This is a genomic window from Armatimonas sp. (genome assembly GCF_964826245.1).
Genome location: NZ_CBAYMC010000093.1, coordinates 1 through 15,410, shown reverse-complemented (window position 1 = coordinate 15,410; position 15,410 = coordinate 1). Strand labels below are relative to the sequence as shown.

Here is a 15,410-nt window from a genome sequence, read left to right as displayed (position 1 = left end):
CACCGTGCGCCAGCCAGGACTTCAGGTGGGAGAGCTCGCCGCCACGTTTGTGAACCGCCTGATCCAAGGAGCACCCGCCGCGCAGTGCCGCCAGATCTTACCCGTGGAGCTCATCGTGCGGGCAACCACAGGGCCGGTTCCAAAGGGATTATTTGTCGTCGCCCACCGTCCGTAGAAACCGCCCCGAGACTACTTAGCCCCGTCAGTAGGACAAGGGACAAGGCACCGAAGACTGCAAGCATTGTCTCTGATTTCCCCCTCCTCCCAGGATTGGCACCCAGAGGGTACCCGGGGGCAGGGGGAGGGGGGCTTACTTGTAGGTAGGTAGCTTCCAGGGCTTGCGGTACTCGCGCCAGTACGATGTGGTATCGCGGCCTGCCTTGCCGACCAGATCCATCTTGGTTTTGTCGAAGTGGACGGTCTCGCCGCAGAGATAGGCGATATTGGCCAGATGGCAGACCGCGGTGGTCTGGGCCATGGACGCGAGGCTGGAGCGGGTCTGGGTGCGGGTGCGGACGCCATCGAGCCAGTTCTGCCAGTGGTCGTTGACACCGGGAGCACTCTCTTTGGGGATCAGGTCACCGTTTGCTGCATGGACACTCCAGCCGCCGCGCCACACCCGCACGAACTTGCCATCGGCAGCCACAAACTCGACCCCACAGTCGGGCTTGTCGGGGTAGTCGCGACCCGTGGACCAGGTCATGATGAAGTCCGGACTCTTGAAGTGGAAGATCGCCTCGACCGTATCGGGAGCCGTGCGTCCATCATTCGGGTAGGCCAGCTTGCCGCCGTACGCACTCACGGAGTGGGGCATCACCAGGTCTTGGTTGGTGGCGCTCATCCCGAGCAGCGCGATGTCGAGCATGTGGACACCCCAGTCGCCGGTCATGCCCGTGCCGGTGTTGAGGAACCAGCGCCAGTTGCCGTGGACATGGTTGGGCGCGTAGGGCACCATCGCCGCCGGGCCGATCCACATGTTGTAGTCCAGAGAAGCGGGAGGCGCGGAGGGCTTGTCGTTGCCCACCGTCGAGCCATCCGTGCGCCACGCCCGCACCAGAACGATCTTGCTGCCGAGCTTGTTGTTGCGCACGAAAGAGATCGCGTCGGTGAACTCTTTCCCACTGCGCTGCCATGTCCCGACCTGCACGATCTTCTTGTGGTAGGCCACCGCCTTAGCCATCGTCCGCGCCTCGACCAGGTTATGGGAGATCGGCTTCTCGCAGTAGGCGTCTTTGCCCGCCTCGACCGTGTGAATCAGATTCAGCGCGTGCCAGTGGTCCGGCGTCCCGACAATAATCGCGTCAATGTCCTTGCGCTCCAGCATCTTGCGGTAGTCCCGGAAGATTTCCGGCTTGCGCCCGTACTTCTTCTCGACATCGGCGATATCGCCACCCATCCGCGACGTGTCCACATCACAGAGCGCCGCGACCTCGACGCCGTCTTTGCCCATTAAATTGCGCATATTGGCCGCGCCCATACCACCACAGCCAATCAACCCCAGCACGATCCGGTTGTTGGCCCCTTGAATACGATTAAATTCCATACCGTCCCCTTCGACGCTTCTCTCCGCTAATCCTCCGTGAGCCTGAACTCATCCCGCAACCTGCACCATCGGCGATGTGAGGAACGAACGAAGCCAGGCTGTTTTTGTTGCTGTGTCATCTCCAGAGAAGATAGGGTTGGGTGGTGTACTGTTACGGTCGAAAAAATACTTAGGGATGATAATGACCTGCCGACCCTGATTCTGGCGGTGCTGAACGACGGCCCACGTCATGGATATGCCATTGCGCGGTCTATAGAGGCCCGCAGCGAGGGGATGCTGACCGCGCGAGAGGGCACTCTCTACCCGGCACTGCGCCAGCTAGAGAGCGAAGAGTTTATCGAGAGCCTGTGGGAGCACCCGGTCTCGGGGCCGGCGCGCAAGGTCTACCGCCTCACCGAAACGGGGCAAGCGGAGTGTGCACGGCGTGTCGCGGCCTGGCAAAAATATGCCGCCGCATTTGGTGCGATTGTCGGAGGGAAAATCAATGAACAGCCCACTTGAAACGTATTTAGACGAGCTGTCTGAGCAGCTTCAGGCCCTCCCCATCCACGAGCGCTTGGAGCAAGTCGATGAGACAAGGGCGCATCTTGAGAGCTTGATTCTGTCTTTTGACGAGGGGGGGAGCAGTCGTGAGGAAGCAGAGGCACAAGCAATTGCACAGTTTGGTGAGGTCAGCGCGATTGCTCCTCAGTTAAACCGCATGGCGCTACGAAAGCGCTGGCTGCATCTATCTGGGGTGGCCGCGATCTACTGGGGCGCTCAGCTCTTCTGCCTAATGCTACTGGAGACGGTAGCCACATTCCTGACACTGGATGGAACGCACCCATATCTCTCTCTCTTCGGTAAGGTTTTTTACACCCAAGCTGTTTTTACTCTCCTAGATCAAGTTCTCGCCTTTTTCGTCTCCGGGGCACTCCTGCGCCGTCTCTCACCGGGAAATACGCTCCTTCCTCTGTTGCTGGTGAGTGCGACCCTGCTGACGTTTTCTCTTGTGAGTGAGCTTCAGTATCGGCTTCAGTTTTACCTTGCGCTGGAGTACGGCATTCTGACGAAACGGAGCTTTGCACCCGCGCCTAGCCACTATCCTTGGGCCATCCTTTTTAGCTTTATCACATCAGGAGCGCTCCAAGAGGGCCATTCAATCGGCTGGCGACGGAGGCTCGTATGAGCAACTTCGTCGAGCGATTTTTGCAGGCAGTGGACAAAGAGTGTAGCCACCTACCTGCGCCTGAGCGTCAGCAGCGGCACGAGCAGATTGCCGCCCGATTGGAAGTGCTGACTGCGACGGAACAAAAGCTAGGAGCCAGCGAAGCGGAGGCACAGCGACGGGCCGTACGAGCTGTGGGACAAGAGTATGCCCTGTTGCCACAGGTTCCCGTCCGACTCTCGCCCATCTGGCAGGTGGTGCTGGTCTACATTGCGGTGGAGGCACTTCTGACCTCTTTTCTGCGCCTTGTTATTCCCCAAAAGGCTCTTTGGATCTCCCCGGGCTTGGTTGTCATCTCCGTGCTGAGTGCGACGCTCGCAACGCTCTGTGCCGCCCTATGGCATCCGCGCGCCGCTCTACGTGGTGTGCTCTACTGGCTGGGATTCAAGATCGGTTTTGCCCTACTCGGGATGACGCTGTTTTATTTTGTCACTCTTGTTCTTCAACACCAGGCAGTGCCTTCAAACATTCCTAGCCAGCTGTTTCGGTCTAACCTTTCCCTATTGATTCTCCAGCCTGCTGCCACACTCATCACTCTTTTTCTCTTCTTAAAAATTTGGGCAAAAAAACTTCCCAAGAGTCTTTAGCAAGTCGCTTTGGCTTGGCTATAGAGAAGGCACCATGAGCTTACAGAACCGACAACTGCATCTGAGTCTCTCCTGTGATTGCCAGCGCAGCTCCAATTGCCAGCGCAATCATCGTGAAGATTCGCGCCTCTGCGCCCTGCAGGAGTCGGTTTTGACCAGCGAGGGAGAACGAGCTAGCTAGCTCAAGTCTCTCAAGCCCAGACGAAACGGCCCCCGGCGCAAATAAGCGCCGGGGGCTTTTTCTTTTGTGGCCCCGTGGTCTAAAGGTGATGACAGCGGTCTTTCAAGCCATCAATGCTGGGTTCAAGTCCCGCCGGGGCTATGTGTGTTTTGCGCCTGTGGTGTAGCGGTTAACATCTCAGACTGTCGCTCTGAAGAGGCGGGTTCGATTCCCGTCAGGCGCTGTTAATCTCTTGTAGCTCAGTTGGTAGAGCGCCGGTCTGTTAAACCGGATGTCGGGGGTTCGAGTCCCTCCGGGAGAGTTGCCGTCGGATAAATCCGGCGGCTTAAGAGGGCTACGGCTACCTTCGTAGCCAAACTGATTTCTGGGCAAGATGCCTTTGTAGCTCAATTGGATAGAGCAGTGGCCTACGAAGCCAACGGTTGCGGGTTCGAGTCCTGCGGAAGGCGTGTGAACCTCGGTGCTAACGAGTGGGCGCAGGGCGAAAACTCTGCGTGCGGTTCGAGTCCGCTGCTCTCCGTTTGGTGTTTGGTAGAAATATTCGTGGATGGTGTAATCGGCAACACGTCTGTCTCTGGAACAGAAAAGTCCTGGTTCGACTCCAGGTCCACGAGCTTGGGGGAAATCCCCCTACAGGCCCCTTTAGCCCAATTGGTAGAGGCGCATGGCTTAGAACCATGTCCGTGTGGGTTCGAATCCCATGGGGGGCATCTGCGCCCAATGAAATTAGGCGTTTGCAGTGGCGTTCCGCCGCGAAGCCCGTGCCGGGCTGGGGAACGAGCAGGGTAGCCTGGAACAGGCTTTGCGGCACGCAGTGCCACTGCAGACGCCGGTTTCAACCGGCGGACTGGGATGGTTGCAGGTGGTGTAATGGGCAACATGCCTGCCTTTGAAGCAGGAGACTTCCCGGTTCGAGGCCGGGCCTGCAAGTAGAGAAAATGAGTTTGCCGGAGTGGTCGAGTGGTTCAAGACGGCAGCCTGCAAAGCTGCTGCGCCTTGTGCGCATCGCGGGTTCGAATCCCGCCTCCGGCTTTTTGGAGGGTGTGGCGAAGTGGTCAACGCGCCTGACTGTGGCTCAGGTAATCGCGGGTTCAAATCCCGTCACTCTCCCTTGGTAAAGATTAAGTACTCTTAAACCAAAAATGATGTATGGAGGAGGAGTGCTGCGTGCCGCAACCAGGAAACATAATTCGCTTTGGAGTGGGGGTTAAGCTTGGCGCGGTTGTCTTCGCTCTCGCCTCCGTTGCGATTCTCCTACTTGCGATGTTATTTGCGGAGAAAAATATCGCGATCGCCTTTGCCCAAAAGGAAGTCGTAGGCGCTCAGTTTTTGCGACCTCTCTCTCAGCTCTCACAACAAGTCTACCAAGGGCGCATGAAGCCAAAAGACCTAGCGCTCCAGCAGGAAATCTATAAACGACTCCAGAGGCTGGAGAGCATTTTTCCGCAGCACCAGGACGCTCTGGCGATTACGGCGGAGCGGCGGGTTTTCCAGAACCTGGCACAGCGGCTCTCTCAGCAGAGTATAGAAGTCGCCTCCCTGTACCCTGAGCTGATCCAGGCCGTTAGTCAGCTGAACCGGCGTGTGGGGGATACCTCAAACCTGATTCTCGATCCCGACTTGGACTCCTACTACCTCATGGATCTGATGCTCCTGCGCCTGCCTGAGGAGCAAGCATTGCTTTCGGAGATGCTTGTGGAGCTAAAGGAGCCATCGGGCGCGGTGGTCTGGCGGGAAAAGCTCCGCATGCAGCTAGGGTTGCTTCGGGAGAGCCTTGCCAGCCAGCGCCACTCGCTCCAGACGGCTTATGAAAATAACCCTGCAGGAAATCTCACCCAGGCGACGAGGGAGCGCTTTGGGGGAAAGGTTCGCCAGCAAGAAGCCTTCTTAGACACTCTCAGCCTTTATCTCGCAGCTCCCGACCCCATTCTGCGGGCGCAGCTCTTTGAGCAGGGAGCACAGAGCCTGGCGGTGAGCTTTCGTTTTTCGGAAGAGACCTCGCAGCTGCTAGAGCGACTGCTGGAGGTGCGTATTGAGGGGTTTGAGCGACGTAAGTGGGGGGCGCTGGCAGTTGTCGCCTTGGTGCTGGTCACCGCGATGGGCTTTAGTATCTTGCTGACCCAGCATATTGGGCGAACCCTCCGCAAGGTCTCTCTTCGCCTGGAGGCACTTCGGGCGGGCGATATCACGCGTCTCGAAAAAGGAATCGTCGCGCTGGCGGAGGGTAGGCATGACTTTGCGCTCGAAGCGACAACAAAGCGCCGCCGCCCTCTTGAGGTCAAGAGTAAAGATGAGCTGGGGAGGCTGGCTCGCAGTGTGAACCAGCTCTCGGGCCAGGCGCAGGTGACGATTGAGGCGCTCGTCACCACGCGAGACACTCTGGCGCGTGCCGAAGAGGCCCTGCGTGAGTCCGAAAGGCAGATGCGTCATCAGGCATTTCATGATACTCTCACCGGGCTTCCCAACCGTGCCTATTTGTTACAGCAGCTCACCCAGGCCACAGATCGGGCCCAGAAAAATCAGACAACGGTTGCACTACTCTTTCTGGATCTGGATAACTTTAAAGTCGTCAACGATAGCTGGGGCCATGAGGTGGGGGATCTCTTGCTGAAGGCGATCGTGCAGCGGCTCCTAGCCCATGCTCGGCCTGGAGATACGATCGCGCGTCTCGGAGGGGATGAGTTTCTGGTTCTGATCGAGGATCTCAACTCTGATGAGACTGCCCTGACTCTTGCCGATCAGCTCTGCCGCGCACTGGAGGAGCCGCTGATCCTCCAGGGGCAAGAGCTTTTCAGCAGCTTTAGCCTAGGAATCGCCTTTAGCCGACAAGGAGACGTCTCCGCACTCGATCTGGTGAAACATGCGGATATTGCGATGTACCGTGCGAAGAAACGGGGCAAGGCACACTACATTGCCTTCGATCCGGAGATGAACGAGCTGGCACGCTCGCGCATGGAGCTGGAGTCGGAGCTACGGCAGGCACTCTCAAGAGACGATGAGCTTTGTCTTTACTTCCAGCCCATCTATCGGCTCTGTGATAACGCGTTTTGTGAGGTGGAGGCTCTGGTGCGCTGGAACCACCCTCGGCACGGGCTGACCTCTCCAGATCGCTTTATCGCACTTGCTGAAGAGACGGGCTTAATTGTTCCGATGGGCAAGTGGATCCTGCACACGGCGTGCCAGCAAGCGAAAGCGTGGAACTTCCCGGTAGGGGTTAATCTCTCGCTACGGCAGCTGCAGCACGAGGGCTTTGTGGGGCTGATGAAGCAGGTACTTTTAGAGACTGGTGTCTCGCCTGGGCTGATTCGGCTAGAAGTGACTGAGACTCTAATGGTGGAGAATCCCAAGAAAACGATTGCTCTCTTGCATAAGCTCAAAGAGCTAGGCGTTCGGCTTGCCCTCGATGACTTTGGCGTGGGCTACTCTTCCATGACACACCTGCGAGACATGCCTATTGATACCCTCAAGATAGATCGCTCCTTTGTGAAGCGCCTAGGAGAGAGTACCGAAGACGAGGCCATTGTGGCGGCGATGGTGCATCTTGCCAAGTCACTTCACCTGACGATCGTCTGTGAGGGCATCGAGACCAAGTCCCAAGAAGACTGCCTGGAGTTTCTAAGCTGCGACTACGGCCAGGGATTTCTCTACGCCCGCCCCCAGAAACCCCGTGAGATCACCCAGCTCCTGGAGCTGATCCGTACACGACGTCAAGCCGCTTAGTCGGATACTTTTATGGTTAGCCTGAAGCACGTAGGAGCTCGACATCGCGCATGGGGGGATTGCCGAACAGGCGCTTGTACTCCCGGCTAAAGTGCGACGCGTCCTCGTAGCCTACGCGGTAGGCGGCGGTGGTTGCATCGATGTCTTCCCCCAGCAGTAGCCGACGGGCCTCTTGAAGGCGGAGCTGTTTCTGGAACTGGAGCGGGCTCATGGCGGTGACGGCCTTGAAGTGCTCATGAAACCCCGACGCACTCATTCCTAGCTCCTGCGCGAGGCTCTCGATCCGAAGAGGCTTGTCAAAATCCGTACGCAGTCGCTGGATGGCACGGGCGATCCGATCGGTCTGTCCCCCGAGCACCGCGATATGTCGCAGGCGTGCGCTCTGCTCGCCGATGAGAAGCCGGAAGATAATTTCCCGGGTGATGAGTGGCAGCAAGACGCGCACTTCGGTCGGAGGAGCTTCGGCAAGTCGCACGAGGCGAACGGTGGCATCTAAGAGGCTTGTGTCGAGGGGACTAACATCGAGTGCACGCACACTTGCTGTCTCTCTACGTGGTGCTGGGAGCCCCACTTCGAGCATAACCGAGGCAACGAGAGCGGGGTCAAGGTCAAGACGTAAGCTCAGATAGGGCTGCTCTGGGGATGCCTCGACGAGCTGGCTTACAGCGGGGAGCTCAACCGTGGCCAGTAAGTAGTGGTAAGGATCGTAGCGATAGCGCTCCTCCCCAAGGTGAATCTCCTTAGCACCTTGGGCGATCACACAAAACGATGGGTATGTCACGCTGTGAACGGGGCCGGTCATCTCCTGTGCCCGGTTGAGATGTAGGCCCTTGATCACCTCAAAACGCCCCACATCCGGAACTGCTCGCCCGATGCGCTCGACAAGCTCGTTCTGTAAACCTTCTTGGTATGTCTTCATAGAATTGGCTTTCTATGCCATCATAACGCGCCAATCTCGGCCGCGCCGTCTTTTCCAACAAGTCTGTAGGATTAGCCAAGGATCTCCGAGGAATGTTCTATCACTAAGCCTTCTGGACACCATAGAATGGAGTCACAACGATAGAAGATTTGAGAAAGCGTGGAGTTATCGCCAATGGAAATCAAGAGGAATGGCTCGCAGCCATCGGGCAAGGGGCCTGCCGAGTGGTTTACCGGAGTTGTCCGGGTTGACCCACTGTTTACGGCCCCCGAACCGGCACGCGTGGTCGGTGCGAGTGTGACGTTTGAGCCGGGGGCTCGGACGGCGTGGCATACCCATCCGCTGGGCCAGACACTGATCGTGACAGCAGGCTATGGTCTGGCCCAGCGCGCGGGTGGGCCCATTGAGGAGATACGACCGGGCGATGTGGTCTGGTTCGCGCCGGGCGAGAAACACTGGCACGGGGCCACGGCGACAACAGCGATGACCCATATCGCTATTCAAGAGAAGCTCGACGGCAAGGTCGTGGAGTGGCTAGAGCACGTCACCGACGAGCAGTATAAGAAAGAAAGCTAACGATGGAATTTACAAAACTAGGAAACACAGGAATGGATGTGTCGCGCATCTGCCTGGGGTGCATGGGCTTTGGCGATGCGGAGCGCTGGACACATAAGTGGGTGCTGGGTGAGGCCGAAAGCCGTCCTGTGATCCAAAAAGCTCTTGAGCTTGGTATCAACTTTTTCGACACCGCCAATATCTACTCGATTGGGGCAAGCGAGGAGATCACGGGCCGTGCACTGAAGGACTTTGCCAACCGCGATGAGATTGTCTTGGCGACCAAGGTCTGGGGCAAGATGGCGGAGGGACCCAACGGCGGTGGGCTCTCCCGCAAGGCGATCCTCAGCGAGATCGACAAGAGCTTGACGCGCCTTGGCACGGACTATGTCGATCTCTACCAGATCCACCGCTGGGACTACCAGACCCCGATTGAGGAGACAATGGAGGCGCTCCATGATATTGTGCGGGCGGGGAAAGTCCGCTATATCGGGGCGTCTGCCATGTTTGCGTGGCAGTTTCAGAAGGCGCAGTTTGTGGCGGAGAAGCAGGGCGGGACACGCTTTGTCTCAATGCAGAACCACCTGAACCTGATCTACCGCGAGGAGGAGCGCGAGATGCTGCCGCTCTGCCGCGACCAGAAGATCGGCGTGATTCCCTACAGCCCACTCGCATCGGGGCGGCTGACACGTGACCAACCCACGGAAGGAACCCTTCGCGCCGAAACCGATCAGATCCAGCGGTGGAAGTACGACGCGAGCACGGAGACAGACCAGCAGATTGTGGGGCGGGTGGCGGAGCTTGCGCAGAAGCGTGGGGCTTCTCGCGTCCAGATCGCGCTCGCCTGGCTCCTGCAGAAAGAGCCTGTGGCCGCACCGATTGTCGGCGCGACCAAGCTCAGCCACCTTGAGGACGCTGTCGGGGCTCTTGAGATAAAGCTCACCTCTGAAGAGGTTGCCTACCTCGAAGAGCCCTACGTCCCACACCGAGTTGTCGGCGCTCAGTAAGAGGGCTACTTTGTCAGCGCTAGACCACCATTGCCATCCACATCTGCCGTGATCGTGTCGCCCTCGCCAAACTCCCCCCGGAGAATGGCGGAGCTGAGCGGGTTTTCGAGCACGCGCTGGATGACGCGGCGCAGGGGCCGGGCTCCATAGAGTGGGTCGTAGCCTTGCTCCGCAAGGAGCGCTTTGGCGGCGTCGGAGATCTTGAACTTGAGCTGGCGATCCCCGAGGGCTTTTTCCGTGCGTTGCAGGAGCAAATCCACAATACGGGCGAGCTGAGGGCGGGTCAGCGCCCGGAAGACAATGACCTCGTCAATGCGGTTGAGCAGCTCGGGCCGGAGATAGTTGCGGACTTCCGCGAGGGCCACCGGCTCGGGGTCGCGCCCTGCTGCCGAGGCTTCCTGAATCTGCACGGCACCGATGTTTGATGTCATCAGCACGACCGTGTTTTTGAAGTTCACCACGCGCCCCTGGCCATCCGTGAGGCGACCATCATCGAGGAGCTGGAGGAGTACGTTGAAGACCTCCGGATGCGCTTTCTCGATCTCGTCAAGCAAGATCACGCGATAGGGACGGCGGCGCACGGCCTCGGTGAGCTGACCACCCTCTTCGTAGCCCACGTAGCCGGGCGGCGCACCAATCAGCCGCGCAACGGCGTGCTTCTCCATGTACTCGGACATGTCAATGCGCACCAAGGCGGCTTCATCGTCGAAGAGAAACTCCGCGAGCGCTTTGGCCAGCTCGGTCTTTCCCACACCCGTCGGGCCGAGAAAGAGAAACGAGCCAATCGGGCGGCGCGGGTCGGCGAGGCCCGCGCGGCTGCGGCGAATGGCCTCGCTCACGGCGGCAATGGCGCGATCTTGCCCGATCACCCGGTCGTGGAGCGTGGCTTCGAGCTGGAGGAGCTTGCTGGCCTCCCCCTCGAACATACGGCTCATCGGCACACCCGTGATTCGTGCGACGATCTGGGCGATATCGTTCTCATCCACAACCGCATCGTGGCCCGTGGTCTGCTCCCACTCCACGCGGGCTTTGATATGCTCCTCACGCAGCAGCTTCTCTTCTTTTTGAAGCTCCGCAGCGCGGGCATAGTCGCGGGCCTCGGCGGCGGCAAGGCCCTCTTCCACCAGGCGCTCTAAGTCTGCCTCTTGCTCACGCAGCTCCTCAGGCATCTCGGAGAGGTTCATGCGCACGGCGGCTCCGGCTTCGTCAATGAGGTCAATGGCCTTATCGGGCAGAAAGCGCTCCGTCACGTAGCGCGCCGAGAGCTGGGCCGCCGCCTCGATCGCTTTATCGGTGATCTTGACCTTGTGGTGCTTCTCGTAGCGCTCCCGGAGGCCTTTAAGAATCCCAATCGTGTCCTCGATCGTGGGCTCCCCCACAAACACCGTCTGGAAGCGTCGCTCTAGCGCGGCGTCTTTTTCGATGTTTTTTCGGTACTCATCCAGCGTGGTGGCTCCAATGCACTGCAGCTCACCTCGGGCTAGCGCGGGCTTGAGAAGATTACTGGCATCCATCGCGCCCTCGGCGGCTCCGGCTCCGACAACCGTGTGTAGCTCGTCAATAAAGACCACAAACTGCCCGGCGGCCTTCTGGAGCTCGTCCATCACGCCTTTAAGTCGCTCCTCGAACTCGCCACGAAACTTGCTGCCCGCCACCATCGCGCCCAGGTCAATGGAGAGAAGCTGGCGGCCCCGCAGGTTCTCGGGCACCGACCCCGCGACGATCATCTGGGCGAGCCCTTCCACAATGGCGGTCTTGCCGACACCAGGGTCACCAATTAAGACGGGGTTGTTTTTCGTGCGCCGCGAGAGAATCTGAATCACCCGCCGCACTTCATCGTCGCGCCCGATCACGGGATCCAGCTTGCCCTCGCGAGCCAGCGCTGTCAGATCCCGCGAGAACTTCTGGAGCATCGGGTACTTGCTGTCCGTGGGCTCATTGTCGGCGCGCTGGTTGCCCCGGATCTGCTGGAGGGCGCGGTAGATACGCTCCTCGTCGACATGTGAGGCCACTAAAATACGAGCGGCAGGGGAGTCGTCGGTTTTGAGCGCCCCAAGTAGCAAGTGCTCTACCCCGACAAACTTATCTTTCAGGCGGCTGGACTCGCTCTCTGCATAGTCCAGCGTGCGCTTGGCACGGGGCGTGATAAAGATCTGGTCGGCGGCACTTTTTTCCGCCACATACGCCTTAGGAATCCGTGCCAGCTCTTCTTCCAAACGCCGAATAATACTGCGCTCATCCGCCCCAATTCGGGCCAGAATCTGCCCGACAAGTCCATCTTCTTGCTCTAAAAGCGCCAGAAGAATATGCTCTGTATCGAGCTGGTTTTGTTTGTAGCGGCGCAGGATATCCTGGCTCGCTGAGATGACGTCTTTTGCCCGCTCTGTGTAGTTCTCTAACATCTTTGTGCCTCCCGATCACCTCTCCCACCCCGGCTTCGGCGGCGAAGCCGCATTGACATGCCGCTTCGCGGCCTCAGCCACCCCTCTCTCACCTAAAGGCAAGGGAGGAGAGTTAGGGGAGGGTTGTGGTGGGTTACTCTTCTCTATTTTGCTCGATCTTGGCGATACGTTCTTCTGCTATTTGGCGGATTTTTTCAAGGACTGTATCCATGTATTGCTCTGCTTCATCTCAATGCGGCTTCGTCGCCGAAGCTGGGGTGGGAGAGGTGATACTCTGTAGCCGCTCGACTTCTGCTTGTAGCTCTTCCATCTGCTCTAAAAGCCCGAGGATGACCTCGACCCCAGCTAAGTTAACTCCCATTTCTTGGGTCAGGCGCTGGATCTGGCGGACGCGCTCAATGTCTTTTTCGGAGTACAGCCGGTTCTTCCCCACACGGGTGGGAGTTACTAGCCCGAGGCGCTCGTACATCCGCAGGGTCTGAGGGTGAATGGCGGGCTCTTCGGGTTTCTCGATTCGTACCAGACGCGCCGCGATGGAGATCGTGTAGAGCGGCTCGTCGGTGCGCCTCATGAGACGGCTCCTGCAAGCTCCGTGAGAAGCGTCCTCTCACGCTCGGAGAGTACTTTGGGAACCGTGATCCTAACGCGTGCGTAGAGATCGCCGTGCCCGGTTTCTTTTAGCTTGGGCATGCCCTTGCCCGTGAGGCGGAGCTGCTGCCCACTCTGAGTTCCTGCGGGAAGCTTGACGGTGAGTGTCTTGCCCGTGATCGTCGGAACCGTCATCTCTCCCCCAAGGGCCGCCGTGGTGTAGGGAACCGGAACATCAACAATTAAATCATCGCCCTTGCGCTCAAAAGTGCTATTTGCCAGAAGCCGGATGGTAAGAATCACATCGCCGCCATTGACCCCTTGGCCTGCAAGACGGATCTTCTGCCCCTCCCCGACTCCGGCGGGAATTTTAACATCCACCCGCCGTAGCTCTGTGCTTCGCCCGCCCCGATCTAAGTCGTAGCGTCCCGTGGGCACTTGAATCGAGATGCCCTTGGTGCCGCCATTATAGATTTCTTCGAGTGTCAGGCGCAGCTCGGACTCCAGATCACGGCTGGCAGGCGGCGGGGCTCCAAAAGGATCGCCGCCAAAGTTGACGGTGGTTCGCCCTCGTTGTTGCCCACCAGGTGTGCCCCCTTGACGGAACTGCTCGGCGAAAAGTGTCCCGAAGAGATCGGAGAGATCACCGGGGAAGCCACCTCCGAAGTCCATGCGTTGCCCGCCGGGGAAGCCGCCCGCGCCACCGCTAGGGCCCCCTGTGGGGAAGCCGCCTTGAGAGTAGGCCTTCCATTGGTCGCCGTACTGATCGTATTTTTTGCGCTTCTCCGCGTCCCCCAGAACTTCATGGGCTTCGCTGATCTCCTTGAACTTGTCCTCGGCGCCTTTGTTATTAGGGTTCACATCGGGGTGGTGCTTGCGGGCGAGCTTACGGTAGGCGGCCTTGATCTCTTTCTCCGTCGCGGTTTTGCTGACACCTAGTGTGGCATAGTAGTCTTTATAGCTCGGTCCCATACTCAATCCACCTTAGTGCACTACTGTCAAGTGCGAGGTATTTTTTTGCCCCCCGCGCACGGCACGGGGGGCGCGGCTTACTTATGCCTCAGCGGTTACCGCGATCTTGCGCGGTTTGGTCTCCTCAGATTTAGGGAGGGTGATCTCTAAAACGCCGTCACGGTAGGCTGCACTCACTTTTTCGTTCTGAACCGGCGTGGCCAGTGTGAAGCTACGGGCGAACTTCCCCGAGCGCCGCTCAATCCGCGCAAAGCCCTCGGTGGTTGCCTTGCGCTCACCACGCAGGGTGAGTGTGTCGCCGGTCAGCTCGATATCAATCTCTTCCTGCTTCATGCCAGGCAGCTCCACATGGAGGACAATCGCCTCCTCGGTCTCCGCCACATCCACGGCAGGAGTCCAAGCTGCTGGGGCCGTATTGTGGGAGACAGGCTGTCCGAAGGCGCGTGCGAACTCGGTTAGGGGGTCAAAGTAAAACAGCTTGTCAAACGCGCGAACAGGGTTGTCATAACGAACGATACTCATTTTATTTTTCTCCTTAACTCAAACCAAACTGTGATCTAAAACCAAACGGTGTGTTTTTGTGTGTCTCTCCGATTCTCTTCACTTGTCCCGCCGATGAGAACGGCGGGACTCTAACGGGGGAGCTACTTCTCGCTCTCTTTAAACTCCGCGTCAATCACATCGTCGCCACCCATCTGGGTCTTGTCGGGATCGACGTGGACTTCCTCGCCGGGCTCGGCGCTGGCGGCGGCCTGCTGGTAGAGACGCTCGCTCATGCCGTAGCTGGCGGTCTGGAGATCGTTGAGGGCGGCATTGAACCGATCCTCATTATCCTCTTCGGATGCCTGGCGGACGGCAGCGATCTTGGCTTCCAGGTCCTCTTTCTCGCTCGGAGTCGCCTTGTCGCCCAGATCGGCGAGGGTGCGCTCGGTGGCGTAGATAAGCTGATCGGCCTTGTTGCGGCGCTCGGCAGCTTCCTTGGCCTTCTTGTCGGACTCGGCGTTGGCGGCAGCCTCTTTGACCATGCGATCCACTTCGTCCTTGTTCAGGTTCGACGAGCCACTCACGGTGATGCGCTGCTCGCGGCCCGTGCCTTGGTCCTTGGCGGAGACATTGAGAATACCGTTGGCGTCAATATCGAAGGTGACCTCGATCTTGGGCACGCCACGCGGTGCGGGTGGTAGGCCTGAGAGCTGGAAGTCGCCCAGGTTCTTGTTGTGCGCCGCGATCTCGCGCTCGCCCTGATACACCTTCACGTGAACATCGGTCTGGCCATCGGCTGCCGTCGAGAAGATCTCCGACTTGCGGGTGGGGATCGTCGTGTTGCGCTCGATCAGCTTGGTCATCACGCCGCCTAGGGTCTCGATTCCCAGCGAGAGCGGGGTGACATCGAGCAGGACAACGTCTTTGACCTCGCCGCCCAGGACACCCGCCTGGATCGCAGCACCCACCGCCACGACCTCATCCGGGTTCACCGATCTATTGGGCTCTTTATTGGTGAGCGAGCGCACCAGGTCTTGGATCGCGGGGATACGGGTCGAGCCACCCACCATGATCACTTCGTCAATCTCTTCAATCTTGAGCTTCGCATCGGTGAGCGCCTGCTGAACACTCTTGGTCGTGCGGTCCACGAGGTCTTTAGTCAGATCATCGAACTTCGCACGGGTGAGCGTGAGATCAAGGTGCTTGGGACCTTCGGCATCTGCCGTGATAAAGGGCAGGTTGATAT

The 15,410-nt window shown here is 58.7% G+C and carries 13 protein-coding genes and 8 tRNA genes; 14 read left to right on the top strand and 7 right to left on the bottom strand.

The window, feature by feature from the left end:
* Positions 1 to 310: 310 nt before the first annotated feature.
* The gene (locus AC1XOS_RS10795; protein WP_481962226.1) at positions 311 to 1,543 is read right to left on the bottom strand and encodes a Gfo/Idh/MocA family protein; all 1,233 of its coding nucleotides are present in this window, start codon (positions 1,541 to 1,543) and stop codon (positions 311 to 313) included.
* A 36-nt stretch (positions 1,544 to 1,579) separates the two neighbouring features.
* Here AC1XOS_RS10795 and AC1XOS_RS10790 point away from each other — a divergent pair, with 36 nt between their 5' ends.
* The 12 genes from AC1XOS_RS10790 (at position 1,580) to AC1XOS_RS10735 (ending at position 7,238) form a co-directional block, all read left to right on the top strand.
* Positions 1,580 to 2,044, top strand: coding sequence for a PadR family transcriptional regulator (locus AC1XOS_RS10790; protein ID WP_481962225.1), 465 nt, complete (start codon positions 1,580 to 1,582; stop codon positions 2,042 to 2,044).
* Positions 2,028 to 2,711 carry an HAAS signaling domain-containing protein gene (locus AC1XOS_RS10785; RefSeq protein WP_481962224.1) on the top strand — a complete coding sequence of 228 codons (684 nt, stop codon included), beginning with the start codon at positions 2,028 to 2,030 and terminating at the stop codon, positions 2,709 to 2,711. The genes AC1XOS_RS10790 and AC1XOS_RS10785 overlap by 17 nt, the downstream gene beginning before the upstream one ends.
* Complete coding sequence (locus AC1XOS_RS10780; protein WP_481962223.1) at positions 2,708 to 3,337, top strand: hypothetical protein; 630 nt, start codon at positions 2,708 to 2,710, stop codon at positions 3,335 to 3,337. The genes AC1XOS_RS10785 and AC1XOS_RS10780 overlap by 4 nt, the downstream gene beginning before the upstream one ends.
* A gap of 332 nt (positions 3,338 to 3,669) precedes the next feature.
* Positions 3,670 to 3,741: transfer RNA gene (locus tag AC1XOS_RS10775), tRNA-Asp, on the top strand.
* Positions 3,742 to 3,746: 5 nt separating this feature from the next.
* A tRNA-Asn gene (locus tag AC1XOS_RS10770) sits at positions 3,747 to 3,819 on the top strand.
* Positions 3,820 to 3,893: 74 nt separating this feature from the next.
* Positions 3,894 to 3,967: transfer RNA gene (locus AC1XOS_RS10765), tRNA-Arg, on the top strand.
* Positions 3,968 to 4,059: 92 nt separating this feature from the next.
* Positions 4,060 to 4,132 (top strand) — tRNA-Gln (locus AC1XOS_RS10760).
* Between the two features lie 22 nt (positions 4,133 to 4,154).
* Positions 4,155 to 4,228: transfer RNA gene (locus tag AC1XOS_RS10755), tRNA-Leu, on the top strand.
* Between the two features lie 146 nt (positions 4,229 to 4,374).
* Positions 4,375 to 4,448: transfer RNA gene (locus AC1XOS_RS10750), tRNA-Gln, on the top strand.
* Positions 4,449 to 4,464: 16 nt separating this feature from the next.
* Positions 4,465 to 4,550, top strand: a tRNA-Cys gene (locus AC1XOS_RS10745).
* Between the two features lie 5 nt (positions 4,551 to 4,555).
* Positions 4,556 to 4,628 (top strand) — tRNA-His (locus AC1XOS_RS10740).
* Between the two features lie 90 nt (positions 4,629 to 4,718).
* Positions 4,719 to 7,238 (top strand): putative bifunctional diguanylate cyclase/phosphodiesterase, encoded by a 2,520-nt coding sequence (locus AC1XOS_RS10735; protein WP_481962222.1) that lies wholly within the window; start codon positions 4,719 to 4,721, stop codon positions 7,236 to 7,238.
* Positions 7,239 to 7,254: 16 nt separating this feature from the next.
* Here AC1XOS_RS10735 and AC1XOS_RS10730 read toward each other — a convergent pair whose 3' ends face one another.
* Complete coding sequence (locus AC1XOS_RS10730; RefSeq protein ID WP_481962221.1) at positions 7,255 to 8,157, bottom strand: AraC family transcriptional regulator; 903 nt, start codon at positions 8,155 to 8,157, stop codon at positions 7,255 to 7,257.
* A 174-nt stretch (positions 8,158 to 8,331) separates the two neighbouring features.
* Between AC1XOS_RS10730 and AC1XOS_RS10725 the strand changes: the two genes are divergently transcribed.
* Both AC1XOS_RS10725 and AC1XOS_RS10720 read left to right on the top strand, forming a co-directional pair.
* Entirely contained in the window at positions 8,332 to 8,733 is a 402-nt protein-coding gene (locus tag AC1XOS_RS10725; RefSeq protein ID WP_481962220.1) for a (R)-mandelonitrile lyase, read from the top strand.
* A gap of 2 nt (positions 8,734 to 8,735) precedes the next feature.
* Entirely contained in the window at positions 8,736 to 9,719 is a 984-nt protein-coding gene (locus tag AC1XOS_RS10720; RefSeq protein ID WP_481962219.1) for an aldo/keto reductase, read from the top strand.
* Between the two features lie 5 nt (positions 9,720 to 9,724).
* On the opposite strand, the gene AC1XOS_RS10715 is transcribed toward AC1XOS_RS10720, so the two are convergent.
* From AC1XOS_RS10715 to AC1XOS_RS10695, 5 genes are all read right to left on the bottom strand, one after another.
* Complete coding sequence (locus AC1XOS_RS10715) at positions 9,725 to 12,121, bottom strand: ATP-dependent Clp protease ATP-binding subunit (protein ID WP_481962218.1); 2,397 nt, start codon at positions 12,119 to 12,121, stop codon at positions 9,725 to 9,727.
* Between the two features lie 229 nt (positions 12,122 to 12,350).
* Positions 12,351 to 12,692: a chaperone modulator CbpM gene (locus AC1XOS_RS10710; RefSeq protein WP_481962217.1), complete on the bottom strand. Its 342-nt coding sequence runs from the start codon at positions 12,690 to 12,692 to the stop codon at positions 12,351 to 12,353.
* On the bottom strand, positions 12,689 to 13,681 hold the full coding sequence (locus AC1XOS_RS10705) for a DnaJ C-terminal domain-containing protein (protein ID WP_481962216.1): 993 nt from the start codon (positions 13,679 to 13,681) through the stop codon (positions 12,689 to 12,691). Before AC1XOS_RS10705 ends, AC1XOS_RS10710 begins: the two co-directional genes overlap by 4 nt.
* Before the next feature lie 81 nt (positions 13,682 to 13,762).
* Positions 13,763 to 14,203: an Hsp20/alpha crystallin family protein gene (locus tag AC1XOS_RS10700; protein WP_481962215.1), complete on the bottom strand. Its 441-nt coding sequence runs from the start codon at positions 14,201 to 14,203 to the stop codon at positions 13,763 to 13,765.
* A 122-nt stretch (positions 14,204 to 14,325) separates the two neighbouring features.
* Positions 14,326 to 15,410: Hsp70 family protein (locus AC1XOS_RS10695; RefSeq protein ID WP_481962214.1), on the bottom strand; the 1,085-nt coding region annotated here is incomplete at its 5' end.